This is a genomic window from Ruegeria arenilitoris (assembly GCF_013030985.1).
In the GTDB taxonomy this organism is placed as follows: domain Bacteria; phylum Pseudomonadota; class Alphaproteobacteria; order Rhodobacterales; family Rhodobacteraceae; genus Ruegeria; species Ruegeria arenilitoris_B.
In genome coordinates this window covers 246,598-273,595 of the sequence record NZ_WPYP01000003.1, presented here as the reverse complement: position 1 = coordinate 273,595, position 26,998 = coordinate 246,598, and the positions used below count along the sequence as shown (strand labels likewise).

The following is a 26,998-nucleotide window of genomic DNA, read 5'->3' as shown; positions in this document are numbered from 1 at the left end:
TAGTGTCACCTGCTCTTGTGCAAAACACGCAATTCTTCAGTCAGATAGTCGACAAATCGCCTGACACGCACTGTCCTTTGAAGGTCTGAGTGAAGTAGAATCCAAAGCGATGGTCCAGGAATTATGTTCGTTTCAGGCATCCGCCGCAGGTTAGGGAAAACGGACTCGAATAGGACAGGCATATACGACATACCGACATTCAAATTCATCAGACGTGCGCGCATATGACCGTCAGAAACTTCATGCCGTATGGTTGCGTTTGGGAAGGGCGACCGCGGTAGCCGCCCATGAGTGTAATCGTTACCCGACGCGCCGATCCAAGTGAGGCCTGAACCACCTGGCCCTGCTTTTGGGACAACGTTTTCGAGATAGTTCTTGCTGACGTAGATACCCAAGTCGAGCTGCATGAGTTTGCGGGCTACAACGTCGTCGGTAACAGTATGGGCGGCACGCAATGAGACGTCGGTCTGATCGTTTGTGATCGACTCCACTTCGGAGGTCAGCCGCATCTCGATATCGATTTCTGGATACCGATCACTGAATTTTGCGATCAGCGGTGCCACAATGTCGTATGCGAGGGTTGGCGTCAGAGAGAACCGAATTTTACCTGTCTCGCTCCGATCCAGGCCTTCAACCCGCTTTCGGGCAGCGAGTATTTTTTGTTCTGCTTCTTCCGCCATTGGCAAAAGAGCTTCTCCAAACTCCGTTAACGCAAACCCGCGCTTGGACCGATGGAACAATCGGGCACCATAGCTCGCTTCCAAAGCCTGAATGCTACGATTGATGGAGCCGTAATTCACACCCGTCAATTGCGCGGCGGTCCGCAGACTCCCCGCGCGGGCAACAGCTAGGAAGTACGGCAAGAACTCCCAGTCATATGTTCGCATGTTCCTCTCACGTAACACAGTGTTCTATTTGTTTCATATATGACCATCTTCAAGCTTGATACAAGGAGCTGAACTTAGCTTTCGTTGCCCCCCCCTCACCACGCTGAAATCCTAAAAGATTGGGTAATATGATGAAACGATACCATCCACTTCTCGTTGGCCTGCACTGGCTTACCGCGGCAATGATTCTTGTGGCACTTCTTGTCGGAGGACCCGGTTTGGCCAACATGGAGAATAGTGACCCTGACAAAATGTTTGGACTAACCGGTCATATGATCTGGGGGCTGTCTATCGGTGCTTTGATGATCATTCGCCTGACAACGCGCATCTTATCAAAGAGCCCTCAGCAAACCGAATCCGGCAACGTGATGCTCAATTCCGGTGCGAGAATAGCACACCTGGGGCTGTATTTTCTCGTTTTTGCGATGGTGGGCAGTGGCATTGGCATTGCCATCTCAGCGGACCTTTTTTCAATTGTTTTCTCGGGGTCGGGCCCTTCGCTCCCTGCCGATTTCAACATCTTCCCTGCGCGTATCGCACACGGCGCAATTGCTAGCTTTCTGCTCATTTTGATCGGCCTCCACTTCGCAGGTTGGGCCTATCATCAGTTCTTTTTGGGAGATCATCTGATCAATCGAATGTGGTTTGGAAAACGCAATTCCCCTGATGAGCTAACGGTTCAGCCAAAGACAACTCCGTAAAAGAGTTTTGGTAACTTTGGGCTCTCAACCGACCTTAGATCGACCACAGCATGTTAGCGCAACTGCTCGAACGCGCTCTAAAGGGACGGCCCATAAGAGACATTCACCACCCACCTGAATTTCTGCGGTCGCAGCCCGCATAGCCGCCGTTCGCTGCACCCGCTCGATTTCGATAGTGGCCAAGGTCTGAAGTCGGGACAAACCCGACTTTGGAATTTTGGCCTTTGCTGACGCAGCATCCATTCGCGCACGCAGCGCGCCCACACGCCTCGACGAGCTTCTCCCCTGGCGCTACGCTGCCAAAGCAGCGTAACAGGCACCGCCCAAGCGCAACAGGGCGGGTTCAACGGACGGGCACGCCTCAGATAGAGGCGGCGTTAGTCTATGCGGATCATTCTAGTAGCTTTGACCACATCGTAGCGGGCGTTTTGTCAGGCCGCTTAACACTTCTATCCGCTAGAAAACAGCGTCTTGATTATGGAAGTAAGGAACTTCCCTAACTGGTCTGCCTAACATGTTTTCTTAGCGGGTGGTGACTTCAAAGAGATCATAGCTTTTCAACCAACTATGATTGAGAACGCTAAGCAGCTAGCTTGTAGTCAGCTAACTATGACAGGGCGGAAAGGCTTTGAGCGGAGGCTAGCGCCGAGCGGCTGGAAAGCTGCACACATCCATATGTCTTACGACTTAGGTTTAGGACTGCACTAGCAAGCTACTTAAGAATGCGGGAATGCCCCAAAACACAGCACCTGCGACACAAACAACTATCAGAAATTCGAACGACCTGAACAACATGTCTATGTTCAACCGCACGCTGTCTACGTTCTTTGCGAAGTCCACGTAAGTCATAAAAGAGAACTGCAAAAACACGAACATAGCAAGCATACCAAGAATGCTGAGCGCCCAAGTCAACGTACTATGAAATGCTAAAAAGGCGTCTGGGTGCGAAGTTAGTAGGACATAAACACCACCGAAGTAAGCAACTACGAGACCAGCGACTAGGCTAACAACAGACACGTTTAGGTGTGAGAAAATACTTACAAACTTTTTGTCTTCCATTCGAGTTCACGTTCCACTTGTTCGCCTACAAAATCCATTGTTTGGAGGCTTAGCAGGTTCGGATTTTGTGGTGCAGTAAGTGGCTTTCTAAGTTTCCACTTTTAGTTGAATGTTCCACTTAAAAGTGGAATTTCGGTTTTGCAATTTGCAACATTGTTGCTAAGAAGAGTTGAGGACCAGCGAGCTAACGTCCAAGTTTTCTTTCGCTGATCCCCTATTGTTTAGGCGACTGACTTCTTAGTCAGTCGTCTTACTTTTTAAGCACTAGGTAAACAACTGTACCTACCCAATAAAGTGCGTTGAGAAGTGCGTTACCCAAAGGGGACATTACTTCATCCTTTTGCCTGTATGCCCAGCTTTCACCGCTGTCAGTGTGACCCCGCGAATCGGTGCCATGTCCTAGGTGCTCAAACTAGCGTGTCGGAAAACGCGCAGCAATACAGTTGATGTATGCACGTAGCAAGAAATGGCGTCAAAAGGCGCAATATATGGTATTAAGTGGTAGCAAAAAGCAACATGTGGTAGTAAATTGTTGTTAGATTGCGTTACGTGCGTGTGGACAAGTTGTGCATAACTGCGATGTTGGGGATCGTTTGGGGCCGTTCGCATACAGCCAAACGTCTCTTGCAGTCGATGCGGCCATCGCCGGGCAAGGTGTGGCCTGGGTAAGCCGGTTTTTAGTGACTCATGATCTTGAAGCCGGACGTTTGATCCAGGTTGGTAAAGCTTGGGACGCGGGTGGTAATGACTTCTATGTCCTCATGCCGCGAACTGCCAAAAACAATGAGTCGGTCGTTAATGTCATGACTTGGCTTACGGCGCGCTCCGCTGAAAATACCTGACCGCCTTGGCACTCAGCGCTGACCTTGGAGCAGGCGCAGCATAAGCCACTGCGCTGTTTTCCACGAAATACCCAACGGCCCTTAGCCGCCGTCCCTGCGAAAGTTGAATGCTGCATTGCGGCTTCCCAGAAGCGGACATTGAAAGACGCCTGTTGAAATCTGAACAGCTCGAGGCGCAGCAAAGAGTAGATTATACTCAGGCCCAGCCGCAGCCTCATGCGAACAACGTACGCATCTCACCGTTTTCGAGGACAGCGGTACAACGACGATCGTGTATCGCAGTATAAAGCATGGCATGAGCTAATTCATCGGAAGTTACACCGATGGACGGCATCAGCCTTTGGAGCGGTTTAAAGAGGTGGTCGGCCATCTTCCACGTGCTCCTCGGCCCCGACGGCGCAATATAGCCTGGACGAAAGGCGAATTTCCGTTCGAGGTCAGATGCAAACAGTTTGCTCTCCGCTTCGCCCTTAATCTTCAATGCAAAGGACATGCCGCCGCCATCTGACCGAGCGCCTTGAGCGGAAAACAAGCAGAACGTCACACCGGGCGCAGACCTCTCGCAAGCCGCCAGCAAAGCGCACATCCAATCGACTGTGATTTCCTCGTATTCTGCTCGACTCACTCGCGCGGAATAGGTGGCAAGGCAATGGAAGACTGTGTTGATACCATTGAGATAAGGCTCGATGGATTGGGTTTCGCCGAATGCTTCGAACCTCACATCGGTCAGCTTAGGATGATCTATACCGGACAGCCTGCGCCCAAGTGACACGACTTCGCGCACAGTTTTTTCGTTTAGCAATACCCTGAGTACCGATGAACCCACCATCCCCGTCGCACCGGTCAGCAGAACGCGTCCAAGTGGTCGGGTTGTCTTGTCAGGCGGATTGGGCACGGCGCTCTGCCTCGGCTTTCAAGCCGCGATTGAAAGCTTGGTAACCTTCCACATACATCTTTACCAAACGCCCGCCCATCAGGAAGGTAATGCCCCCCAGGATTTCATCGGATTGTACGAAGCGGGTTTTACCACCCTCCAGTGGCTCGACACAAAAGTGATGATTGTCGCGAATGCCGCCCGGTCCTTTCTCGGCCCAGAAGAACTCTGCCCCGTCCACGACCGTGATCGTGTGTTCCAGGGTGGTTAGCTTCTCCTTTGATGAATCCAGCTGAAAGTCGACCGTGATCGTCGATCCATCCTTAATCTCTCCTTGGATACCCACAAGGAACTCTGCCCAGTCCTTGTAGTTTGCCGTGTCGGTCAGAACCGACCAGACCAAGTCCGCCGGCGCATCGATCAAAATGTCTGTGTGGATTTTGTGATGTGAGAGGTTCACTTTTTCCGATGATGCGGTTTCCATGACTGTCCTTCCGTTGCGGTCTCAGGCGCTCAGCGGCGACACGCGATCACTGCCCTGAATTGTGATCCGTCCGAAACGATCCCGCATGCGCTTGGATCGGAAAAGGTAGATCGAGATGATGATGTAGTTGACGCATTCTTGGACAAAGTTCCGGTAGCGATCCGGATTTTCCAACATGTCGAAGGTTTGCACAGCGCACATTGTGGCAAGTGCGGTGAACATCACCAACATGGCAATCGGAGTGAAGCTACAGCGCAGGACGTATCCGGCCAGAAACGTGGCACCCGATGCGGTGATCAGTGTCCAATGGAGAGTTTGCATACCCAACGGAAAGGCCGCGTTTTGCAATCGCATGAGTGGGGCCAACCCAGTGAAGTATTCAAGAAACCCAAGAAGCCCCCAGCCCAGCATGATAGCTGAGGCGAGCACAATCAGATACTCGAACCCTTGCGAGAAACGATCCATGACGTGTCCATCCCTGTCCCTCAGATTGTAAATTTCTGATCGGCCATCTCCTCCGAGAGACGCCACAGACGCTTGGCCAAATCGTGGTCGTCGCAAATCGGATTGCGGATCGCGACGCCGGTCTTGCCGCTCATCTCTTCGGGGCCTGTAGGACCGTAGTATTCGCCGCCTTTGACCTGATCAGACAAAGCGGCGAACAGAGATGGCTTCGCAGCGTCTTCATTGGAGTGCAGCAGTTGTTCGACTTGTGCCTTCATATTAGCGTGCGTTGCTTCGTCCAAATCTTGGAATAGACCGGAGTCTGATCCACCCGGATGCACCGTCAGCGACTTCAGCAACTTGCCCGAAGCCTTGAGTTGACGGTCCAGTTCGTCGCCGAACAGAAGGCAGGCGAGCTTTGATTGACCGTACGCGACACCACCGTCCTGGTCGCATGTCAGATCGTCAAAGTGAATGTTCGCATTCTTGTGGGCGATACTGGAGAGCGAGACGATCCGCGATGCGGGGTCGTCCGGGAACATGTCGATCAGAAGTGCGGTCAGCAGAAAGTGCCCCAGGTGGTTGGTTGCAAACTGCAGTTCTACACCATCTGCATTCGTTTGAGCGGAGTACAGCAGGATACCCGCGTTGTTTATCAGCACATCCAGCGTGGAGTACCGGTTGCGGAAAGCCTCAGCGAACGCGCGAACCGAAGTTAAATCGCTCAAGTCCAACACGAGGATGTCGAGTGATGCGGAAGGAATCCGCGCGAGAATGCTTGCTTTGGCCGTTTCGGCCTTTTCAAGGCTGCGGCACGCCATGACGACGTGGAAACCTGCTTCGGCGATACCGACCGTTGTTTCAAATCCGATGCCATTGTTTGCACCGGTGACGATCGCGACTTTTTCAGTTTGTTTAGACATTCTACATCCTGACAAGTTGACATATCGTGGGTGATTGTCAATATTGACACAAGTCGCCTATTTGTCAATATGTAAATCATGGAAGATCGCTACGACTACATCCTCGAAGCCGCGAAACGGCTTTTTCTTCGCTACGGCGTGAAGCGAACGGGCATGAACGACATCGCCCAAGAAGCGGGGATTTCGCGGCAAACACTCTACAAGGCATTCGCGAACAAGGATGAGGTGCTGCGGGCCACAATCCGGTCGCTGGCAGACAGCGTCGTTCTGGATATCGAAGCCGGTCTTGAAAAAGCTGACGGCCTTGGTGCGCAGCTGGATGTTGTCTTCAAATACGCTGTCATTGAGCATTATGACTTCTTGCAGTCTTCACCCAACGCCGAGGACATCATCGCTGGCGTAACCTCGACAAGCCAGAAAGAGCTGGAGGCCGGCGCAAAACGAAACACCGAGATCATCGCACGCATCCTGGAGCCGTATTCGGGTGCGATTGAAAACTGCGATCTGACAGTCGAACAGTACGCGGACTTCATTCAGCGTTCTTCAACGGCGGCCAAGTACAGCGCAAAGAGCAAAAAACACTTGATCGAATTGTTATCCGCTTTGCGAATGTCGGCGTTGAAAGTCACCGGCAGCGTTTAGACGGGCCCGGCCCAAAGCCGACCTTGATCGCCGAGTCCGTCGCCGCGGTGCAGCTTCCCCATAGCCGCCGTTCGTGGATGGCGCAGCATTTCCGTCGGAGCAATGACCTTTGAGCGGACAAAGTGAGCTTTCGCTGCGGCTGCGCCAGTGACCGCTATGGAGACAATGCCCGCATATCCGCGAGCCTTGCCCTCATATCGCCATGACTGTCTCTACTTCTTTCTTCGCATTTTCACTGGCGGAGTTTAGGTTTTATCCGGTGACCAGTCCGACCATCGACAACAGTGTGTCCGGCGAGCGCGACTAAGGTTTTACTATATTTGAAGCCGTGGTTCGTTAGGCGTTGCTCAATGTTGTAAGGAACCGGACGCATCGTGCGCGCAATGCCAAGCGTCCTATGACACTCCAAAAGCCCGATGTCGAACACTCCATATCTCCATAACCCAAAACGTCAGGGCCGTGCGCACGCATGGGACAATCCTTAGTGACAATTTATTGGGCTACCGGGTCAATTCCCATGGGCAATCAACCGACCAGACTATCATATTGCGCCAAAATACCATCTGAACGTGCCAATTATCTTTAGGCCTATGGTCCACTTGAAGTGACGCGTACACTAAGGGGCGACCCAAAACCTTGTTATAGGAGGCTAAAACGCCAAACCGCCGTTACCCCATGGCCAAATACATCGCGCAGGTGGCCAAATTACTAAATATTTCACCCGAGCGGATCGCGCGCCGAGCCCGGCTCACAGCAGATTTCACACGCGCCGAGCGTGTCGAGTTGACGCCTTCGCAAGTGTTCGATCTTTGGCGAGCTGTTGAAGCTGAAGCCGGTCGCCCCGATTTATCGCTCGCTTTGGGCAAACTCTTTGCACACGCGCATTTTACACCTGCGATGTTTGCGTTTTCTTGTTCGCCTGATGTTCGGACCGGCCTTCACCGCTTGTCAGTGTTCAAACCACTGATGGCACCAGTAACCCTGCAAGTCTCCGAGGAAGGTGATTACCTGCATGTCGCAATCGGATCAATAGACCCAAAAATTCAAATCCCGCCGCAAATGGTCTGGTTTGAAGCAATCTTTCTGCTGGAATGCATTCGTTGCCACACCATCAAGCATATCGTTCCGGCGCGCATAGAATTACCACTCATTGAACATCCAGGGGATGAAGTGATTTCATACTTAGGATGCGAACCTGAGAGAGGCGCACAGATTTCACTGCATCGGCAAGATGCTGATTTACTCTTGGTCACCGAGAACGAGGAAACCTGGCCAGAATTCGAGAAGCAACTTCGAGACCGAATGGCAGCACAGGAGCCGGAAGTGGTCTTCGTATCTAGGGTTAAGAACGCCTTACGCGAAATGCTGCCATCAGGAGAAGCAAGTATTGAAGCGATCTGCGAAAAGATGGCCATATCCAAACGCACCCTGCAGCGCCAATTGAGTGAAGAAGGCGAAACTTTCAAAAAGGTTCTCGCATCGACGCGCTTGGAACTGTCAATGCACTATCTGAACGAAGAAGATCTAAGCATCGAAGAAATCTCGTTTTTGTTGGCATACCGAGAGCCAAACTCATTCTATCGCGCTTTCCAACGCTGGACGGGCAAGACCCCAGCGGAAGCGAGAGGTGTGTCAAAGGTTGAACTGAATTTTCTAAATAAATGAAGTGGCGGGGTTACAACGAGGACAGCACTGTCATCAGGCTGCGCGCGACACATATCAACCTTTTCTGGGAGTTTGAGTTTGTCGGCTGATTTCATGCTCATCACATTTTCATTGTTCTTTGCCGGTGCGATCGCGGTCCCGCTGGCGACGCGGTTTGGCCTGGGGTCCGTCCTTGGTTATTTGATCGCGGGCATTGCGCTCAGCCCCATACTTGGCGCGATCGGAGCAGACCTCATCGCTCTCCAGCATTTCGCCGAGTTCGGCGTTGTAATGATGCTGTTTTTGATTGGCCTGGAAATGAACCCACGCGAGCTTTGGGCGCTTCGCAATCGAATTTTTGTACTTGGAGGCCTGCAGATCGGTCTGACGACCATGGCCTTTGCCTTGATCGCTCTCGTGCTCGGCCAGCCCTGGACCGTCTCGCTCGCTATTGGCTTGGTGCTCGCTCTCTCTTCAACGGCGATTGTCAATCAAACCCTGAAGGAGAAAGGCCTGTCACGCTCCGATGGCGGGCAGTCCAGTTTCTCTGTGCTACTCGCGCAAGACATCGCTGTGATCCCAATGCTGGCATTGGTCCCGCTTCTCGCCCTGCCGGAACTTACCGAAGCGCTTAGCCACGGTTCGGGCCACGCAGACGATCACGGCGGCTCCGGGTTCAACATCTCTCTGGTTGAACATCTCAGCGGTTGGCAGACCGCCATCGTTACGGTCATGGCCATTGGCGGGGTGATTGTGATCGGACAATATCTCGTCACTCCCCTCTTCCGCTTTGTTGCCAGAGCGCGGCTGCGCGAGCTCTTTGTGAGCACAGCCCTCATGGTGGTGCTTGGTATCGCGCTTCTGATGACAATGGTCGGCCTCTCGCCAGCGCTTGGCACGTTCCTCGCCGGTGTTGTCCTCGCAAGCAGCGAATATCGCCACGAGATTGAAAGCGATATTGATCCGTTTCGCGGGCTGTTCCTGGGTGTGTTCTTCATGACCGTTGGCGCCGGTATGGATTTCGACCTGCTCTTTGGCAGTTTCGGATCCATTATGGGGATGACCTTTGGCCTCATCGCAGTCAAAGCCATTATCTTGCTTGTTCTGGCGCAGGTTTTCAAAATCAAGGGGAGCGACCAATGGCTCTTTGGATTGGGTCTCGCGCAAGCAGGTGAGTTTGGATTTGTTTTGCTGTCCTTCACTGTCGCAAACGCCGTCATTCCCGCCGGTGTCGCTGACACTTTGTTGTTGGTGATTGCGCTCTCGATGCTCACGACGCCCCTCATGTTTATCGTCCATGAGCGTTTGATCGTACCGCGCTACATTTCCGGTGAGGACACCGCCTCTGATGAGATCGAAGACCACTCTGGCATTATCATTGCCGGGCATGGGCGCGTCGGTGGGATCGTCAATACGGCATTGCGTGCATCCGGCTATGAAACGACTGTTGTTGATTACAGCAGCCAGCAGTTGGAGATGCTGCGCCTTATCGACCTCAAGGTGTACTATGGAGACGCCACGCGCCACGATCTCTTGAAAGCAGCGGGAATTGACGAGGCCAAGCTTTTGATTGTTGCCATTGATGGCAAGGATCAAACCACTGAGCTCGTCCGCTATGTCTGCGAAACGCATCCGAATGTGCATGTGATTGCCCGGGCCTATGACCGCATTCATGTCTTCGATCTGTGGGACGCAGGGTGCCGCGACATCATCCGTGAAACATATGACGGCTCGATACGTACAGCGCGCTCCGCTTTGGAGGCTCTGGGGCATACCAAAGAGGCGGCAGAGCGAATGATGGCCGAGTATGACGCGTTCGAGAGAACGCGCATGTTGGAGACGGCCGAGCTCCACAAGCCAGGCGTCGCCATACATGAAAACGAGGAGATGGTCGCCAAGTATCAAGAGACGCAAAGTGAGTGGGAGGCAGAGCTTCGGGACCGCGTCCACAAGGCGAAGACAAATCAAGCGGAGTGATCCGTCCTAGTGGGCGAATCTGATGGCACCAAATGATATTGTTGGCTTTTTGGGCGCCTGCTAAAAATCGTTACGAATTCAAGCAAGTACCGAAGGAATTACCCGTGAAAGCGCTGGAAGCATTCGATAGTCTTAGTCCCACATCATGGGCCGAAACCTCAGTCGTAGATCGGCTCGCTCTTATTGTAGAGATTCAGGAGAACATCCTGAAATACTGCGATGAATTGGGCACCGCCGATGCAGCGATGAAGAATGAACAGGTTGGCGCAGAGGGCGTTTCTCACTCAGAAGGGATTGTCACGACCGTCAACGCAATGGGCAATACGCTGATGGGGATCCGGCATCTCTATGAGTCGCTTGTGCACGGAAAATTGCCAAAGCCAATCGGTATCAAGCAGTTGCCGGATGATCGCTTCGAGATCGAGGTTTTTCCGCTCTACAAGAAAGACAAGCTGATTGCAGGCAAAGTAAGAGGCTTCCTGCATGTCGCCGGTGAGCCAAAGCAGGTCAATCCCCTCGATAGGCCTGCCGGCATTATCGCGGTCTCTGGAGCCGGCAACTACAGCTCCTCCATCGAGATGGCGATGGCGCTCTTTCTCGAAAACAAAGCCGTGATCCACAAGCCGCACCAGTTGAACGAAGAGTCTGACAAGGTGTGGGCGAAGATTTTCGCCCCGCTCATCGAGCGTGGCGCGCTGGCTTTCATCGACGGCGATCAAGGACGCGAAATGTCGGCGCTCGAGGGACTCCACTCGATTTACTTTACCGGATCGACAGGGGTTGCTCATGCGATCCAGAACGCAGCGAGCGCTCCGCTCGTCTCAGAGTGCGGTGGCAACAACCCGTGCCTCATCGTGCCAGGGAAGTGGACCGACAAGGAAATCGAGCATTGGGCGATCCAATTGGCATCGGTCGGCAAGCTCAATGGCGGTGCGGTTTGTGGACGGCCGCAAACAATCATCACATCGAAGAACTGGCCGCAGCGCGATCAGTTCATCACGGCGCTGCGCAACGCGATCTCTGAGACAACTTTCGGAACCTCTACCTATTATCCGGGCGTTGCAAAGACTAAGGAAGCGTTCCTCGAAAACCAGCCAACCGCAGAGGTGTTAAAACCCGAAGGCGGCAATCACCCGAACAGTGACTTCGTGTTCATTCCGGGCATCGGTGAAGATGATTTTGCGGTCAGCAATGAAGCCTTCTGCCAAATCTTCAGCGAACTTCCATTGGATACGGCGAACGACGCGGGCGATTTCCTCACCAAAGCCGTGGACTTTTGCAACAATCGTCTGCTCGGCACGCTTGGCTGCATGATGCTGGTGGACAACGACACGTTCAAAGCGAACGAAGCCGCCGTTCACTCGGCCGTTCACGAACTCGACTATGGCGGTATCGCAGTCAACAATGTGCCACCCAATATCTGGCTCAATGCCTATCTGACTTGGGGCGGTTGTGGCGAGACGACAGAGGACTTCGTTTCCGGGGTTGGCAATTTCGGCAACGGTCTGAACTTTGAGAACGTCGTGAAATCAGTGATTATCGATGATTTTGGGGCGTCTGCCTTCGCATTCACGAACCGAAGGCAAGTGGACCACATGTTGGTGAACGCGTCCAAATACTCGGTCGATCAAAGCTGGGGCCGGTTCGCCAAGCTCGCAGGACAAATGGCCTTGGACAGCCTGCACGGCAAAGACTTTTGATGACAGCCCATTGATTTAGTCCGGTGGGTATTGCGCCCACCGGGATGACTAAAAATGGCGCGGTCTTTTGTTTGGCACCGCGCCCCATTTCGCCAATCCGGCGAGGCACACATAGACCATGACAGGAGATGAATATGACACAAACAATTCTAATCACAGGGTGCTCCAGCGGCATCGGGCGCATGACCGCCAAGTTCTTTCAGGAGAAGGGCTGGAACGTTGTCGCAACCGTGCGCTCCAACCCAGAAGATGATGACGAGCTGAACGCGTTAGACAATGTGTTGGTGACCGCTCTCGATGTGACCAACGAAGAGACCATCAAAAGCGCGATGGCTGAAGCGGTTGAGCGCTTCGGTAAGATCGATGTGCTTTTGAACAATGCTGGCTATGGCGCGTATGGCATATTGGAATCCACGCCCGAAAAAGCGATCCGTATGCAGTTCGACGTGAACGTCATCGGTGCGCTGCTGGTCACGAAAAACGTGCTTCCCTACATGCGGGCAGCAGGTGAAGGAACCATCATCACCATCTCTTCCATGGGCGGCAAAATCACCTTCCCGCTTGGCACGCTCTATCACGGTTCAAAATTTGCCGTAGAGGGCATGATGGAATCGCTCTCCTACGAGCTTGAGTCTATAGGAATCAAAGTGAAGCTGATCGAGCCAGGAATGATCAATACCAACTTTGCTGAAACAACTGGATCAATGATTAACTATGACCGGGAGCAGGCTGAGTATGGTCCCTTCATGGACAAGGCGCTCGCCGCTATGCAAGCCGCTGGCTCACAAGGATCTGACCCCATTCTGGTGGCAGAAACGATCATGCAGGCCGCCACAGATGGCAGCGATCAATTGCGCTACATCGCAGGCCCGGATGCCGAGCAGGTAATCGCGGCCCGTAAGGCAATGGATGACGCTGAATACCTTGCTATGATGAAAGGACAACTGGGGCTTTAACTTAATCGTGAGCGGCCGCCCCAAACCGCTTTTCCCACCTACTTACAGCGCGCGCCCACAGAGTCCACTATCGATGCTGGACACTTAGATCATTCCCCCAGACGACTTTAGCGGACGTTTGGTGACTTTGCAGCATCGGTTAAAGTGGACTCAATGCCGTCATCGGATGCAGAGCAGCATTTGCGCAGTCCGGTTCCCTTTTGGGGAAGTGGACGGCCCGAAGCCGACCTTGGTCTATAAGCGATGCGCTGCGGAGCAGCATCCCCGCAGCGGTCATTCAGATTTGAAAAACTGTTATTTGTCCGTCAACTTCAGCAGAATGCCGTAGGCATTGCAGTGTTAGTTTGTAGGAGTATTGATAGCGCATGGATTCTGTGATCGCGGCCGTCAGAAAGACCAGCCGAAGATGCGCCTGCCTTCTGTATGCGCCACTCCTAGTTTGTTTGTGCACAGTAAGCGCGGTATCTCAAACGTCGGTGCCTAAGGTCATTCTGACGGAAGAGGTCGTTCAGCGAATTGAAGCTCAACGATCAGAAGATCCTGTGTTCGCATTGAAGTATAGAGCTTTGATTGCGCGTGCGAACGCACACCTGCAATCGCCAACGATTGTCGAATTACTTCAAAAGGAAGATGGCGAGATACATCAGGCTTTCCAAGGTTTTGGCGAAAGACCCGTAGAACGCCTAACGACATTGGCTTTGGCGTGGCGTTTGACAGGTGACAATCGCTATGCCGAGCGCACCAGGACAGAGCTTCTACAACTCTCGGAATTGGAGACCTGGAATCCTGAAAACTTTCTTGGGCTCAGCCGTGTGACTTTGGCGGTTTCACTTGGGTACAGCTGGATCAGCGAAACTCTGGACCCACAAGATCACCAAGCCATTAGGACTGCGTTGGTCGAAAACGCGTTGAATGAAGCCGACAAGATCTATGATCTGGACGCACTATACTTTGAAAATGGCTGGGTCGCGCCGCAACGTTGGGTCTACTCAGCACCGGTTCCTAAGACTCTGCCCGATGGAACTGCAACCGCAGATATCACGTGGCCTGTTGCATCATTCAACTGGAACGTCGTTTGCAACACCGGAATGATCGCCGCTGCACTGGTCGCTTCGGAGGCGAAGCCAGAATTGGCCAATCGAATTATCGAACGCGCTCAGCAGTCCATTCGCAATGGGTTTGCAATGTTTGCTCCGGATGGAGCTTGGTCAGAAGGACCAATGTACGGCGCTCTGTCGGCCAGGGATGCGGCTATTTTAATCGACTCCTTGAATTCAGTTCTCGGTCATGACTTTCACCTCTCAAAATCCGTTGGGCTGGAGAGATTCGGAGAATATTTGACTCATGTGACTGGACCGACAGGTATGCTCTTCAACTATGGTGATAGTGACACAAGTACCGATCCTGTCGCGCTCACATGGCTGGCATCGCACTACAATCAGCCAAGCTACAACCTACCTACAGTTAACACTACGCCATCGTCCCATCCGGCCTTCGAGCTGATTTGGCAGCAAATTTCAGAACATGAACATATACCCCCTCGTAAAGAAGCCTATTGGTCCGGGGGGCTTGGTCTGGTGACTATGCGGTCTTCTTGGAACGATCCTGACGCCACATTTGTCGGTTTCAAAGCCGGGCCGCTCCGCAGCCACCACAATAACCTGGACGCTGGAACGTTTGTGCTTGAGGCAAACAATGTGCGGTGGGCAGTAGATTTGGGGATCGGGAATTATCAGTTGCCGGGATACTTTACCGACAAGCGCTTTGATTACTATCGCACTGCCACGATAGGGCAGAATACTCTGACCTTTAGCGAGGCAAACCAAATTGCAACCGGACGTGCACAGATCGAGGAGTTTGGCCAGTTCCCTGGGTTCAACTTCACGATCGCAGATCTTTCTGATGTGTATGGCAAAACCAAAGGCACGATCATGCGTGGAATTGCCTTGGTAGGTGATAGAACAGTGCTTATTCAGGATGAAATCAACAGCCAACTAGAGGGGCCGGTGGCATGGACGATGCACACCGAAGCGGAGGTTTCGATAGTTGGGTCAAACGCGACCCTGATCCAAGACGATCACGAACTGCGCGCGCGAATTTTGTCTCCGCCGGAAGCTGAGTTTGTACTGCGTTCGGCAAATCCATGTGAAACGCCATACGATTCCGAATGCCAGCTTCAAAACCCCAACTCGGGCATAAAGAGATTGATGGTTGACCTGAACATTGATGCCTTAGATTTACCACAGACCATTACAATTGTTTTTGAAAGCGATGGACAGTCGACCTACAAAACACTTGTCCCCTTGAGCCAGTGGAGTTTGACGGCCAGCCTTCCGAACAACAGCGAAAGGCAGTAGGTACGGTCAACGACCTGAGCACGCCAAGTTACCGGGCAAAAGCTCTACTTAAAAAAGGGCACGGTTGAGCCATGATGATTGTCGATCAAGCAAGGATAGATTGACCACTATTTTGATAGCAAGGCCGCCCGGGATCAGTTCACGTGGGCCCGAATGGGTGTTTGCAGTTTCCTCGGACGTTGAATGTTTACGTGGTCATCACGGTTCGAATCCTTGGTGTTGAACTCGAGGTGCATTGGTCATAGCGGGAGAAACGTAGATCCAACACGACCGGAGCGCCTTCCAGAGCGGCCGTTTGTGTTGAACAGCTCGAAAATGAAGGAGGTTCGATACTTCTGCGAACGGGCGATACGTCGATAAAGTGCAAAACCAATATCGACGACGATCGTTAAAATGTCCTCTGGCAGCCTTAGTCAGGTTTTGGCCGAACTCTAAGTTAAAAAATCCTACCGGGCTTCTACGAGAAGTTTATTGCTTCGAATTTGCGCAAAGTCGGAATTTCCAAACAATAGCAGCCCATACTTGCCGCTCAATGGCTTCTTCGATGCTTCAGCGCAGATTCAAAAATCCGGACGTTGGAGGAATCTGCCGAAAACGCTTCTAACTTAGGCAATAGTTGCATACCGTAACTACAGTATTATCGGCATGAGGTTGGGGCATTTGTTGAGGATTGCGGTCATTGGTGGTGGTACCGCGGGTTATCTCGCCGCCGCGCATTTGACGAAACACTTTCGTGACCTCGTGAATCTGTACCATATCTACGACCCGAGCATTCCTACAATCGGGGTTGGAGAAGGAACCACACCTTCATTAAGATACTGGCTGAAAAATACGCTTGGCGTGACAGAAGCCGAGGTCATAGCAAGGTGTGATGCCACGCGAAAATATGGAATTCTGTTCGAAAACTGGGGCCGTCAGAACGCTAAGTTCATGCATCACTTTTTTCCAGTCCGGGATTTGTACGCATACCATATCTCGGCGAGAAAGCTGGTTGAATTGTTAAGCGAGCATGTGGTCGCGACCCGCATTCATAAACGTGTCGAATGCATCACCCAAGACGAGATGTCAGCCGAAATCACCTTTGACGACGGTGGCCGCCTGGGCGTTGACTACATAATCGACGCGCGCGGTTTCCCAAAAGATACCGATGCGTCGCGCATTGAAATCCCTTGGATTCCAACCAATTCAGCTCTCATACGGCGCGGCCCCGTGATCAATGGCGGCACTTTGCAGCATGAGATAAATGGGATGCCCTTTGAGTACACGTCCGCGACCCGTTCGGTTGCACGGCCGCATGGGTGGATTTTTGTCATACCGCTGACAAGCAGAACGTCATACGGGTATATTTTTAACAACCAGTTTTCATCGCCTGAGGAAATACGCGCAGACTTTGAGGTGTTTCTGGATGCCAACTGTGCCGATTGCGCACCGGCTGAAAACCATCTGCAATTCCCAAATTTCACCCGCAGAACGTTTTTTGACGGCGTCGTGATGAATATCGGCAATTCCGCTTCATTTTTGGAACCTTTGGAAGCCACTGCGATTGCAATCGCGCTTAGCCAGATCAATGCGTTTTCGCGTTGGCCCCTCGGTCGTTTGGCGAATTCGGACAAAACTGTCTTATGGCGGCGAAACCGGCACAACGCAGAAGATCTTAAGACATTCAATACTTACCTGCTCAAAACGATAATGCGGATATCGGTATTCGTCGGCTGGCATTATTCGATGGGATCGCGCTTTAAGTCAGAGTTCTGGCGTTATGCGCAAGGTCGCGCAAGAAGTGTTCCCGAAATCCTGCCTGCATCCAGTGTTGATCTTAAGACACAATGGAAAAAAGTCACGGATGCGGTAAGTCACCTACCCCATCCGTTTGAAGACCAAATTGATTTCCAGCACGTTTGCGAACCCGGACCCAGACCGAATAGACCGATCTATGGGATGTTTACCCCCGAGAGCTTTGCAGAGGTTGGGCACGGTATTGGTGCGCTATAATCCTTGACCGTAGCGCAGATTGCGTTTCCGATCACGCAGGCTGGTCTATGAAGGGGCATTCCAATAGGTTGTCAGCGCTTGGTCCATTTTTAATATATTTAGTTATAAATAAGGCCACAAACCTGATATATAACCTTCCTGTAAGTTCACGAAGACTTTGACATTCGAATTCATCTCGGCGTTCTTTTTTTGGCGAGATTTGATGGAGAAACCTGACCATGTCTGACGTAGAAAAATTTGTTGAAGCAGTCAAAAATGACAAACAGGCGCAGGATAGGATCGCGGCTGCCGGTGATTGGGAAGAAAGCATTAAAATCTCTGTCCAGGTCGCGTCAGAGAAGGGGTACAACCTAACAGAGGACGACGTTCGCAGCCATCTTCACGGTAGCCCAACCGGTGAACTGACGGAGGCCGAGCTTGAGAAAGTGGCCGGCGGTGGTTGGACAAGCAATTGCCATGGTGCTGCAACATGGGATTGCAATAGTTCCTGCTAGTACGAAACCGGCGTCGACCGCGGTTAGGCTGTCAAACTGGTCGCTCCAGCAATGCCACATTAGGTAGCTTGCGCGGAACGGCCAGACGCAGCAATTCATACCCCACGCCGGATGCTCCCTGGAAGAACCCCGGGTTCAATAGCGGTTTCCCGGCAAGCTGCAGCAACCCGTAATGACCGCGCTGCCTTGCCCGATGCACCACTTTGCCTGCAAGCATATGAGCACGAGAAGTCAGTTCAGGCTGCCCAAGTTTTTCTGCCGCCGACAACAGCAATTCGATGCGGCCTAGATTTCCGCAACACAGACTGTCAAGGACCGCGATTTCGGGCTCTATGGTCGCGGCGGCGCGGTCGATATCGATTGTCAGGTAATCATCCAAATCCTTGACGACACCGATACAACCGATCCTTCCCAATCCTATGCCCGCTGATCCATTGCACCACTGTTTCAAGAATGGAGGAGCTTCCGCGGAATGCCGGAAGTCCGGCCAATTGTTTTGAGTGCGATCAAACTGATCATTTTCGTATCTAATGGCGCGAAGCCCCGCGTCGCGGAAACCTAGATGTTCTGTTTCAGAGAATAGCGAAAGCAACGCATATGCCGTTCCGGCAGCACCATGAGAGAATCCAGTTAGAGGTCGTGGCGCAAATGTCGTCCACCCCCCACTGGCCTGGTCTTGATGGTCGGTTAGGTGCTGCCCAATATCGCTGGCCAGTTTCAGCCAAAGCGCCTCTGCTGTTTGGTGATACATGGCCAAAAGTCCAAGAATGCAACCCGCGCTGCCACCAATAATGTCCAGTTCATCGTCCTGAGAAATCACATCGCGGCTCAACGAGCTTGCAATGTGGTTAGACAGTTCAGAAATGTCGCAATCGACCTCTGTCTGCCATTGGTCCAGGCAAGCCAGCGTGTAAAGAATACCGCCAGCACCTACGATACCGGTGCCGTTATTTCGGAAGTACCGCCCCAGGCCATCAAAACGCGCACCCAGGATATCTGAGGCTAACGGCCGCAAAGCCCGGTTCGCATATTCCGCATACTTCGATTGACCAGTGACATGGGCCAGCGCCGAGAAAAACAATATGGGGCCGCACCGGCCGTCGAACAGACCCATTCCCATCGGTGCAAAATGCCATTGGTCGCTTTCCGACAGATAGTTGAAGCTAAGCCAACCAAAGTCGCCATTTTTATCCAGGACCGCCTTATTGACAAGCTGATCAGCAATTTGCTCGGCTTCGCCGATCAGTTCTCTTTGCGTCACGTGCCCCGGTATCTCACTTTCGCCGCCGTCTGTGACCGTCTCGCTGGGGCGTGCGAGTTCGCGGTTCTGAGAGCTGAGGGTGCCGCGAATGATCGCTGTCTGAAATTCGAGGTCTGTATTCGAAAGCCTTTCGCATCTGTTGAGAAGATCCTGAAAACCACTTGTTTCGAATGCACCCCTCAGGCTCTCGTTGTCTGGTAATATGAGATCGACGGAGTTGCTGACATACTCAAAAACAGGAACATTGAGAGCTGCGATTTCGCGTTCTTCAACGCTGAGAATTGGCCAAGTGAAGGGTTTTTCTTTTTCGGTTAAGAACGCCTTAGCAGCTTTTTCAAGGTGCAGATTATACTCCTTGGCATTTGTCAGCGCTTTCGCGCTTCGGCATTGGTCCAGGATCGCGGAGTAAATGCGCGTGTTACGAAACACAAAACGCACATGGCAATTCTCGAATTTCTGCAAAGGTCCGTTAGCGGTGTTGAGTCTGCTCTTTTGCGCGTGCAGCTGCTGATATGTATGTGCAAAGCCCTTCAGAATATCATCGGCATAGTCTTGCAGTTCCACACTGTCATGCTCTGCAAACGGCAGATTTAGTCTGGGCTTTATCACCGCCTCGCCGATACTCCAGCCCATCAGATCAGTATTCACATTCTGAAGAACTTTGTCTTTGAGCGATTTTGGCGGCAGCGAATTGCCCAAACCACTTATATCGACGGTGGCTTGTGTTGCCTTGAAGTACTGCCAATGCGGCAGGATCCCAGTTCTGTTCACAGACTCGCCAAACGCTTGTTCAAGCTTCGAATAAGCCCGATCCGGCGCGTCTCGGTCAGCCTCCCTGAGAGGGGATTGAAGGAGTGTTTCCGTGTCAACAAGCACCAGATGCTCACCAGAAGCGATGAGATTTTCAAAATGACAGTCACTGGCGCCAAGAAGATAAAGGATGCAAAGCAGCGCACCGGCCTGCTCATAGAACACCTGCCACTGCTCCGGGGTGGAACTGGGCTGGAACTCAACAAACTCCATCCAGCCATAGTCTTCGCGCTTCAATACAAACAAGGTTTTGAATGGGCGTCTCAATGACAAATGGTCATTGCACCAAACTAGGAATTTTTGATAGGCGACTTCCAGACTTAAGTCCTTGGGCTTGTAAACAATTCTTTGGCCGGTTTCGAATACAGCTATCAATACCGTCCGCCCGCCACGGTGGGGATCGGACAATCCGGTTTGGACTTGCGTGATATACTTTGGGTCTTCTTGTGTTTGCAGCCTCTTCTGCAATTCGGGCCAATCGCGCTCAACACGTTCTAAAAATTCCGCAGTGCAGTCGATCCACTGAAGAACAACCGTTGCCACCATGCGGCCCAAAATCGGGAAGTTCTGTAAGACCTGACACAACCCGTCATCCGACACTTCTCGAATGAAAGCACGATAAAACTCGTCAGATCTATCCGAAGGATCGTCGCCGATCAGGCTTGCGAGCGCCTGCATCCCGACCGGACGGTATGAGTTGTATGCTTCCATGAGCGCATGGAAAGAGACGTCACAAAGACCCCGCAGCAAGCCCCGCTCCAAATCTTCGATCGCATCATCTGTGAGGTATTTGTTTCGTCCAACCCTTGCCACCAAATGCCGACGGGCAACCAATATTGCTGGAAACCAGACGTCCTGAAACGGCAGCGGGGTGCTTCTTTCCGGAAGTGACCCCAATTCATTCCTGAATTCAGAACTAAACAAACTGTCGCCTGAGCTATGAGTGGCGGCGCAAATCTCCTCCAAAACCGGGAACCACGATGGTTGCCCAATACCCGCGTTTTGTGGCGGATTGAGCGCCCAGAGACCTTGTTCAATAGTTGAGCCGTTCCACTTCAACCGGTCGGTCAGCTTGGACGGAATGTTGGGATTAAGTGCGTTTTGCCACTCTGCAAGACCATCGCAAGGCATCGACCCAGGTTTAGCTGGTGCATCCTTGAGGCGTTCGTGAACCAGCCAGCACTCTCTTAGTATATGCTCGCGCAGCGCATCCGGAATCCCAAAATTTCGGGTAGTTGATAAGTGCTTGCTCCGAGTCTTGGGGCGCACATCCATGGAGAACTCCGGTCGATCTGCTCAAAATGTTTATTTTGTTGAACGTGTTAGATTAGGGCACCATCACGTCGCAAATGTCAAAACTCCTGCGTTTAAGCCAACTGCCGCTTTGCCAAAGAATAAAACGGTCCCTTGGCGTCCATCAGACTTTCATAATCCCCGGTCTCAACGATCCGCCCATCTTCCAAAACGATGATTTTATCCGCGTCACGAATTGTACTCAAGCGATGAGCGATAACCAATCTGGAAGCGTTTATTTTGTCGATGCTTTCTTTTAGCTGAGCCTGAGTGCGGTTGTCTAAAGCGCTTGTCGCTTCGTCAAAAAACAATATCCGTGGATGTCCGACCAAGGCGCGCGCTATCATCAACCTTTGCCTCTGACCTCCGGACAAGGTGCCGCCACCTTCAGACACAAAGGTATTAAGACCCATTGGAAAACTCTCGATGTCGTCTGCAAAGGCCGCGCTGCGAGCAGCTTCCATCACATCATCGTCGGAAAGTGCTCTTGCGCCGGCGATATTCTCATAGATCGTTCCAGGTGTGACGCCGATCGACTGCAAAACAGTGCCGATCTGGCGGCGCACCAAACGGATATCAAGGCTGGACAGGTCTTGGCTGTCATAAAAAACCGAGCCGGAGGCGGGTTCTTCAAACCCCAACAGCAGTCGCAGCAATGTTGACTTGCCTGCACCTGATGGGCCGACAAGAGCCACATATGCCCCCGCTTCGATTTTTAGGTTGATGTCCTTCAAAACGAAAGGACCATCTGCAGCATACCGGAAGGATACGTTTTTGAGCGTAACCTCTCCGGACAGGCGCCCCGGGTCCGAGGCCTTCCGGGCGCTCTCGGTTTGGGATTGAATAATTGGCGCCGCGCGGCGGGCCAAGGGGACAATAACGGCCAATGTGCCAATCGAAATGCCAAATGAACTGATCGATGCCACAAACTGACCAAAAGCTGCGTTGAAGGCCGCGAACGCGGACAGGCTGATTGGCTGGGACCTAACCCCGGCGACCAGGATGGCCCCAAGTATTCCCAGCGTTCCGACAACAGCCAGAAAGGTCGTTTGCAGGACTTGAACACGACCAATGTGCCAAATGGTGCGCTGTTGGCGCGAGAACACGGTTGCCCATCTCAGAAATGCGCGTTCTTCAGCTGCAGCAATTCTCAGTTTTTCAATGCCACTGAGAAGCCCCAAGGATTGTCCGGTCACCTTACCCTGAATGTCCCGGAATTCTGCTTGTGACCGCAATTGCCTCATTGCCAAAAAAGTCAGAATCGCAACCGAAACGGCTGCAAAACAGCCACCAAACAAAGCAAGCCGCGCGTCGTAGATCAACATAAGGGCGAAGCTGACAACCGAAAAAGCTCCTGTCAGGACAGCCCCGAACACAGAATTGGTCAAACGCCTCCGGGCTTCGTCAACCGCCATCACGCGCCGCACTAAGTCCCCGGTTTGGTACTGTCGAAAAAACGACAAAGGCAGGCGCAGTAGCCTGTCCCAAATGGCGGCCTGCAAGCGGATATTGACCAAAGTTTCCAGCCGAATGGCCAAGAACGACTGCGTCAAATTCAAGGCGAAAATACCCAATGCGCCCGCTGCTACGAGCACAGCCATTTCACCAAGCAAATGAACTCGCCCATCAGGAATTGCAGTCGAGACAACAACGGCAGTTCCAATTGGAACAACCAATCCGACGATCATGGCAAGAAATGCTGACAACACGATCGCGCGGAGGCCACCAAAAGAATTGCTCAGCGCAAACTTGGCCATCCCCCTAAACGTAAGTTGGTCGGGCAGGCCCGGATACAGCTGATACCCTTCCTGGTTAATCGACTCAGCATGCTTTTGGTCAAAAGGCACCATGTCTTCCGAATCCGGGTCACGCAAATGGTACTGGCGTTTTGTCCAGATCGCGGCGGCGAAACGGCCTGTTTTTTTGGATCGCACAAGAAGCGGAGGACCTTCCTGCCGCCACCAGGCCCCGTCCAATGCCACGCTGCGAAACCTGAAACCTGAAACGATCGCGAGATGCTGCAACAAATCGGGGACGTGGTCACTTGCGGGCAAGTTGGGTGATTTAGGCAGATGAAACCCTTCTATGGCACCGATTGCGGAAATCGCAGAGATGATGTTGTCATCCTTTGCCGCCCCGCCGCGCGTTGCGACGGGTTCGCTGGAAATTGAAGACAACCTCCGATAGGCGGTTTCCAGTTCGCCGGACACTACATCTCACCTTCCGCTACCAGTTCGAAGTATTCTCCCTTCAGGGCCATGAGTTCTGCATGCGTGCCGCGTTCTGCGACCCGTCCTTTGTCCAAAACGATAATCTGGTCGCAATCTCGAATTGTGCTCAACCTGTGCGCAACAACCAGGCAGGTCGTTTTCCGCCGCCGTAGCGACTCCATAATCTTCAATTCGGTTTCTGGATCGAGGGCAGAAGTGGCCTCATCAAGGATCAGAAGTTTGGGTGAACGGACCAGAGCGCGTGCGATCTCAATCCTTTGCCGTTCACCGCCGCTGAAGTTTCTTCCTTTTTCTTCGACAGGTGCGTCAAAGCTTTCCGCGCGCGCAGAAACGACATCAAAAAGCTGGGCATCCTGAATTGCCGAAACCAGGTTTTCCTGTGGAATTTCAGGATCCCAGAGCGAAATATTCTCCCGCAGAGTGCCTTCAAACAGAACGATCTTCTGATCCACCGAACCAATGAGATCAGACAGGCTGGTGCGGTCAAACGACGTGATGGGCCTGCCATTTACTTGAATACACCCAGACCAGGGCTGGTATAGGCCGGATGCTAGTTTTGCGACCGTGGTCTTTCCGCTGCCGGATCGACCGACCAAAGCCACCCATTCGCCTTCGTTCATCTCCAAATTGAAGTCTTCGATCAAAGCTGGGTCTCGCGGATTATAGCCAAATCGCAATCCATCCAGTTTCAGCGCCACCGTTTGGTTGGCATCGATCGTATCGGTTTGTCGTTCCTCATGCCGCCAATCGACCGCATGGTCGGTAATATCATTCAGCCGTATTAGCCCGGCCGCGACCTGCTGAGTGAGGCCGGATGCGTCAACAACGCGCTGAACTGAAACTGCCAGCACCGCAAACAGCGCCTGGAACGCAATAAAACCACCCAGCGAAAGAGCCGAGTTCATCACGCGTTGCCCCCCAATCCAAAGCGCCAGAGCCACGGTGACCGTGGTGATTAACTGGGGGGCCATTGCGGTTGCCTGGTCGAGGCGCGACAGTCGCTGTTCAGTATTTACCGCACGCGCATGATATCCTGCCCATTTGCCAAAAAAGTCATCTTCACCGCCGCTTATCTTCAGCGTTTCGATATTCGAGATTCCGTTGACCGATGCCGAAAACAGTTTGCCCTGTTCGACACTCAACCTGATTGAGGTTTCAAGTCGAACAGCGCGCAAAAACCGCAGCAGCATGACGTTCAAACTGGCACCGCTGATCGCAATGAGCGCCAATAACTGATCCAGCATCATCATGAGGACAAACAGGATGGATGCCGTAAAGATGTTGATCGCCGCAGTTCCGATTTGTTCGGTGCTGGTCTGAGCAAGCGATTGGATGCTGGAAACGCGGCTTACCAAGTCGCCCATAAATCTGAGTTCAAAGAATTGGGAAGGCAATCGAAGCAAGTGCCAGAAACACTCGGCAGACTTTTTCAGCGCCAAATGTGTTTGAATTCTCAATATTGTAGCATTCATCACCCAGCTCAGCGTGCCCTGGAAAATGGCGGCTAGCACCAAAGCGAATATCAGAGGTCTAAGCCAACTGTCTTGCTGTCCGAGAAGGACGTCATCGACGAAGATTCCAGCAAAATTGGGGACCGCGTATCCCGGAATTACCAGAAGCAAACCGATCAAAAGTATGAACATCATCTGAAGGCGATAATTCAACGAAAGCCCAAGCAGTTGCCGGATCGGTTGGGGTCGTTTCCCGCCTGTTTTAAAACCTTCGCCCGGCTCGATATACAAGGCGATCCCGGAATAGGACTTTTCAAAATCCGACCGCGTTACGGTCCGGTGTCCGATACCGGGATCATTCAGAAATGCATGTGTTTTATCTGCGCCTTCCAAAACGACAAAATGGTTGAAATTCCAAAACAGTATTGCGGGAAAAGAACCTGACAGAACGTCGCCAGCAGGTTTCTTGAAGCCATGGGCATCACAGCCCAAAACCTTTGCAGCATGAACAATGTTCCCGGCATTGCTGCCGTCGCGAGAAACACCGCAAACCAAACGAAGCGAATCCAGGGTCTCAAATCGCTGAAAATAGGCCAGAACCATCGCAAGGCTGGCGGCTCCGCATTCAACGGCTTCCATCTGCAGAACGGTTGGTGTCCGCACGCGGCGCTTTGAAAGCCTGCTTGGATTTTTGTTTTTCCAGGCTGGCAAATCTAAGACCCTATTAAAGCTCGTAAAGCTGGTATCACCAACGCAATAGGAGGTTTCTCGTCCAAAATGATATCAACCTCCGCGAGCGTTCCCAAATTAATTCGAAAAGGTGGCCCTTGCCCCGTCCACCATTCAAAACCACTCGGCGAATCTGTGTTTTGGACCAAGCTGATGCGCGCCAGATACTCTTCTCCGCTGGACACCATCCGGTCGGCCAGCTGCTCATTTCTCAATATGCTGTTAACCTCTTTTTCGGATACGGGAACTTGCGAAATGAATGACACCGTGCCGCGCATTGTTCCAAAATTGGCCCTTGTGACGGATGAAGGGATGACGTGAGCCTGCATTCCGACTTTCACGCGGCGCGCATATTGCGGCTGTAGAAATGCGATCACCTCGGTTCCATCACCGCCTTGTGCAACCGTCATGATGACTGTGGTTGCCGTCACGTTTTCGCCCTCCGCGACTCTGATCTCCTGCACTTCACCATCGTCAGGAACGTGAACGGATTTTCCCGTGTCTCTGGTCGATTGGAGTTGTGATAATTTCCGTTTCGCCGAGTTCAACGACTGGGCGGACTTGTCTATTTCGACCGACACATCGATTTTCAAATCTTCCAGTGCCTGTTTTGCGTCCGCCAAGGTTGAGTTCAAGTCGGCCAATTGGACTGTCGAACTTATGTACGAAGACCAATCTTCGAGAATCTCGTTTCGCGTGGTCAGTCCGCGTTTCTCGATCTCCTGAATATCCTTGATTAGATCATCGATTAGCGCTCGGTCTTTTTTGAGTTCCTCGATCGAACCGGAGTAAGTCGTTTGGAGCGTTTTGAACGCCTCTTCATGCGCCGAGATCTCCCCTTGGCGTCTTTTTATCAACGCATCGTGCTGTGTTTCTTGTTCAGTTACCGCCGCCGTGGCTTCTGCGATCTGAATGTCCAAGGTGGGCTGGCTGAGGCGTGCGACCACATCCTTGGACTTTACGTTGTCGCCAACTGAAACCCCAATTTCCTCAATGCGCCCATCCGCGCCACTTTGAACAACTGTGACCACTTCGCCTTCGCGAACGATTATGCCACTGCCAATCGCTTTGGTTGGAATCGTGCCATACAGGGCCCAAAACGAAACCACCATCGCGCACCCTAAGAGGCACAAGAACGAAAAAAGGTAGGCGCGAGGGATAAGGACTATCCGCACATCCAGGTAATCTTGTGTTCGCCAGTTTCCCTTCATGGTGAGCCTCTCAATTAACCTTGAGCAGGTGTCCGA

The 26,998-nt window shown here is 52.3% G+C and carries 19 protein-coding genes; 10 read left to right on the top strand and 9 right to left on the bottom strand.

From position 1 onward, the window contains the following. Window positions 1–5: 5 nt before the first annotated feature. The gene (locus GOX88_RS09290; protein ID WP_170400875.1) at window positions 6–887 is read right to left on the bottom strand and encodes a LysR family transcriptional regulator; all 882 of its coding nucleotides are present in this window, start codon (window positions 885–887) and stop codon (window positions 6–8) included. 128 nt (window positions 888–1,015) lie between these two features. Here GOX88_RS09290 and GOX88_RS09285 point away from each other — a divergent pair, with 128 nt between their 5' ends. Beyond that, complete coding sequence (locus GOX88_RS09285; RefSeq protein WP_217354202.1) at window positions 1,016–1,588, top strand: cytochrome b; 573 nt, start codon at window positions 1,016–1,018, stop codon at window positions 1,586–1,588. A 1,625-nt stretch (window positions 1,589–3,213) separates the two neighbouring features. Next, window positions 3,214–3,489 carry a LysR substrate-binding domain-containing protein gene (locus tag GOX88_RS09280; RefSeq protein WP_367648062.1) on the top strand — a complete coding sequence of 92 codons (276 nt, stop codon included), beginning with the start codon at window positions 3,214–3,216 and terminating at the stop codon, window positions 3,487–3,489. Between the two features lie 214 nt (window positions 3,490–3,703). Here the strand turns inward: GOX88_RS09280 and GOX88_RS09275 are convergent, their stop codons facing one another. From GOX88_RS09275 to GOX88_RS09260, 4 genes are read right to left on the bottom strand one after another with little or no spacing between them, the layout of a single operon-like run. Further along, complete coding sequence (locus GOX88_RS09275; RefSeq protein ID WP_170400874.1) at window positions 3,704–4,384, bottom strand: NAD-dependent epimerase/dehydratase family protein; 681 nt, start codon at window positions 4,382–4,384, stop codon at window positions 3,704–3,706. Beyond that, window positions 4,368–4,847, bottom strand: coding sequence for an SRPBCC domain-containing protein (locus GOX88_RS09270; protein WP_170400873.1), 480 nt, complete (start codon window positions 4,845–4,847; stop codon window positions 4,368–4,370). The genes GOX88_RS09275 and GOX88_RS09270 overlap by 17 nt, the downstream gene beginning before the upstream one ends. 21 nt (window positions 4,848–4,868) lie before the next feature. Further along, window positions 4,869–5,312 carry a hypothetical protein gene (locus tag GOX88_RS09265; RefSeq protein WP_170400872.1) on the bottom strand — a complete coding sequence of 148 codons (444 nt, stop codon included), beginning with the start codon at window positions 5,310–5,312 and terminating at the stop codon, window positions 4,869–4,871. Window positions 5,313–5,332: 20 nt separating this feature from the next. Continuing rightward, window positions 5,333–6,214, bottom strand: coding sequence for an oxidoreductase (locus tag GOX88_RS09260; protein WP_170400871.1), 882 nt, complete (start codon window positions 6,212–6,214; stop codon window positions 5,333–5,335). A 78-nt stretch (window positions 6,215–6,292) separates the two neighbouring features. On the opposite strand from GOX88_RS09260, the gene GOX88_RS09255 reads away from it, so the two are divergent. The 8 genes from GOX88_RS09255 (at window position 6,293) to GOX88_RS09220 (ending at window position 17,976) form a co-directional block, all read left to right on the top strand. Continuing rightward, window positions 6,293–6,856 (top strand): TetR/AcrR family transcriptional regulator, encoded by a 564-nt coding sequence (locus tag GOX88_RS09255; protein ID WP_170400870.1) that lies wholly within the window; start codon window positions 6,293–6,295, stop codon window positions 6,854–6,856. A 675-nt stretch (window positions 6,857–7,531) separates the two neighbouring features. Continuing rightward, window positions 7,532–8,521: a helix-turn-helix domain-containing protein gene (locus GOX88_RS09250; protein ID WP_170400869.1), complete on the top strand. Its 990-nt coding sequence runs from the start codon at window positions 7,532–7,534 to the stop codon at window positions 8,519–8,521. A 78-nt stretch (window positions 8,522–8,599) separates the two neighbouring features. Continuing rightward, the gene (locus GOX88_RS09245; protein WP_367648061.1) at window positions 8,600–10,477 is read left to right on the top strand and encodes a cation:proton antiporter domain-containing protein; all 1,878 of its coding nucleotides are present in this window, start codon (window positions 8,600–8,602) and stop codon (window positions 10,475–10,477) included. Window positions 10,478–10,581: 104 nt separating this feature from the next. Further along, window positions 10,582–12,177 (top strand): aldehyde dehydrogenase family protein, encoded by a 1,596-nt coding sequence (locus GOX88_RS09240; protein WP_170400965.1) that lies wholly within the window; start codon window positions 10,582–10,584, stop codon window positions 12,175–12,177. A gap of 134 nt (window positions 12,178–12,311) precedes the next feature. Beyond that, a complete protein-coding gene (locus GOX88_RS09235; protein WP_170400868.1) occupies window positions 12,312–13,133 on the top strand; it encodes an SDR family oxidoreductase in 822 nt (273 codons plus the stop codon). Window positions 13,134–13,498: 365 nt separating this feature from the next. After that, complete coding sequence (locus GOX88_RS09230; protein WP_170400867.1) at window positions 13,499–15,490, top strand: heparinase II/III domain-containing protein; 1,992 nt, start codon at window positions 13,499–13,501, stop codon at window positions 15,488–15,490. A gap of 663 nt (window positions 15,491–16,153) precedes the next feature. Next, window positions 16,154–17,482 (top strand): tryptophan 7-halogenase, encoded by a 1,329-nt coding sequence (locus GOX88_RS09225; protein ID WP_217354201.1) that lies wholly within the window; start codon window positions 16,154–16,156, stop codon window positions 17,480–17,482. Window positions 17,483–17,700: 218 nt separating this feature from the next. Next, on the top strand, window positions 17,701–17,976 hold the full coding sequence (locus tag GOX88_RS09220) for a Nif11-like leader peptide family RiPP precursor (RefSeq protein WP_170400865.1): 276 nt from the start codon (window positions 17,701–17,703) through the stop codon (window positions 17,974–17,976). A gap of 31 nt (window positions 17,977–18,007) precedes the next feature. On the opposite strand, the gene GOX88_RS09215 is transcribed toward GOX88_RS09220, so the two are convergent. The 4 genes from GOX88_RS09215 to GOX88_RS09200 all read right to left on the bottom strand — a co-directional run bounded on the left by GOX88_RS09215 (window position 18,008) and on the right by GOX88_RS09200 (window position 26,962). Continuing rightward, on the bottom strand, window positions 18,008–21,322 hold the full coding sequence (locus GOX88_RS09215; RefSeq protein WP_170400864.1) for a type 2 lanthipeptide synthetase LanM family protein: 3,315 nt from the start codon (window positions 21,320–21,322) through the stop codon (window positions 18,008–18,010). 92 nt (window positions 21,323–21,414) lie between these two features. Further along, window positions 21,415–23,550: an NHLP bacteriocin export ABC transporter permease/ATPase subunit gene (locus tag GOX88_RS09210; RefSeq protein ID WP_170400863.1), complete on the bottom strand. Its 2,136-nt coding sequence runs from the start codon at window positions 23,548–23,550 to the stop codon at window positions 21,415–21,417. Continuing rightward, the gene (locus tag GOX88_RS09205; RefSeq protein WP_170400862.1) at window positions 23,550–25,733 is read right to left on the bottom strand and encodes an NHLP family bacteriocin export ABC transporter peptidase/permease/ATPase subunit; all 2,184 of its coding nucleotides are present in this window, start codon (window positions 25,731–25,733) and stop codon (window positions 23,550–23,552) included. Before GOX88_RS09205 ends, GOX88_RS09210 begins: the two co-directional genes overlap by 1 nt. A 2-nt stretch (window positions 25,734–25,735) precedes the next feature. Then, window positions 25,736–26,962 carry an NHLP bacteriocin system secretion protein gene (locus GOX88_RS09200; protein WP_170400861.1) on the bottom strand — a complete coding sequence of 409 codons (1,227 nt, stop codon included), beginning with the start codon at window positions 26,960–26,962 and terminating at the stop codon, window positions 25,736–25,738. Window positions 26,963–26,998: the final 36 nt, after the last annotated feature.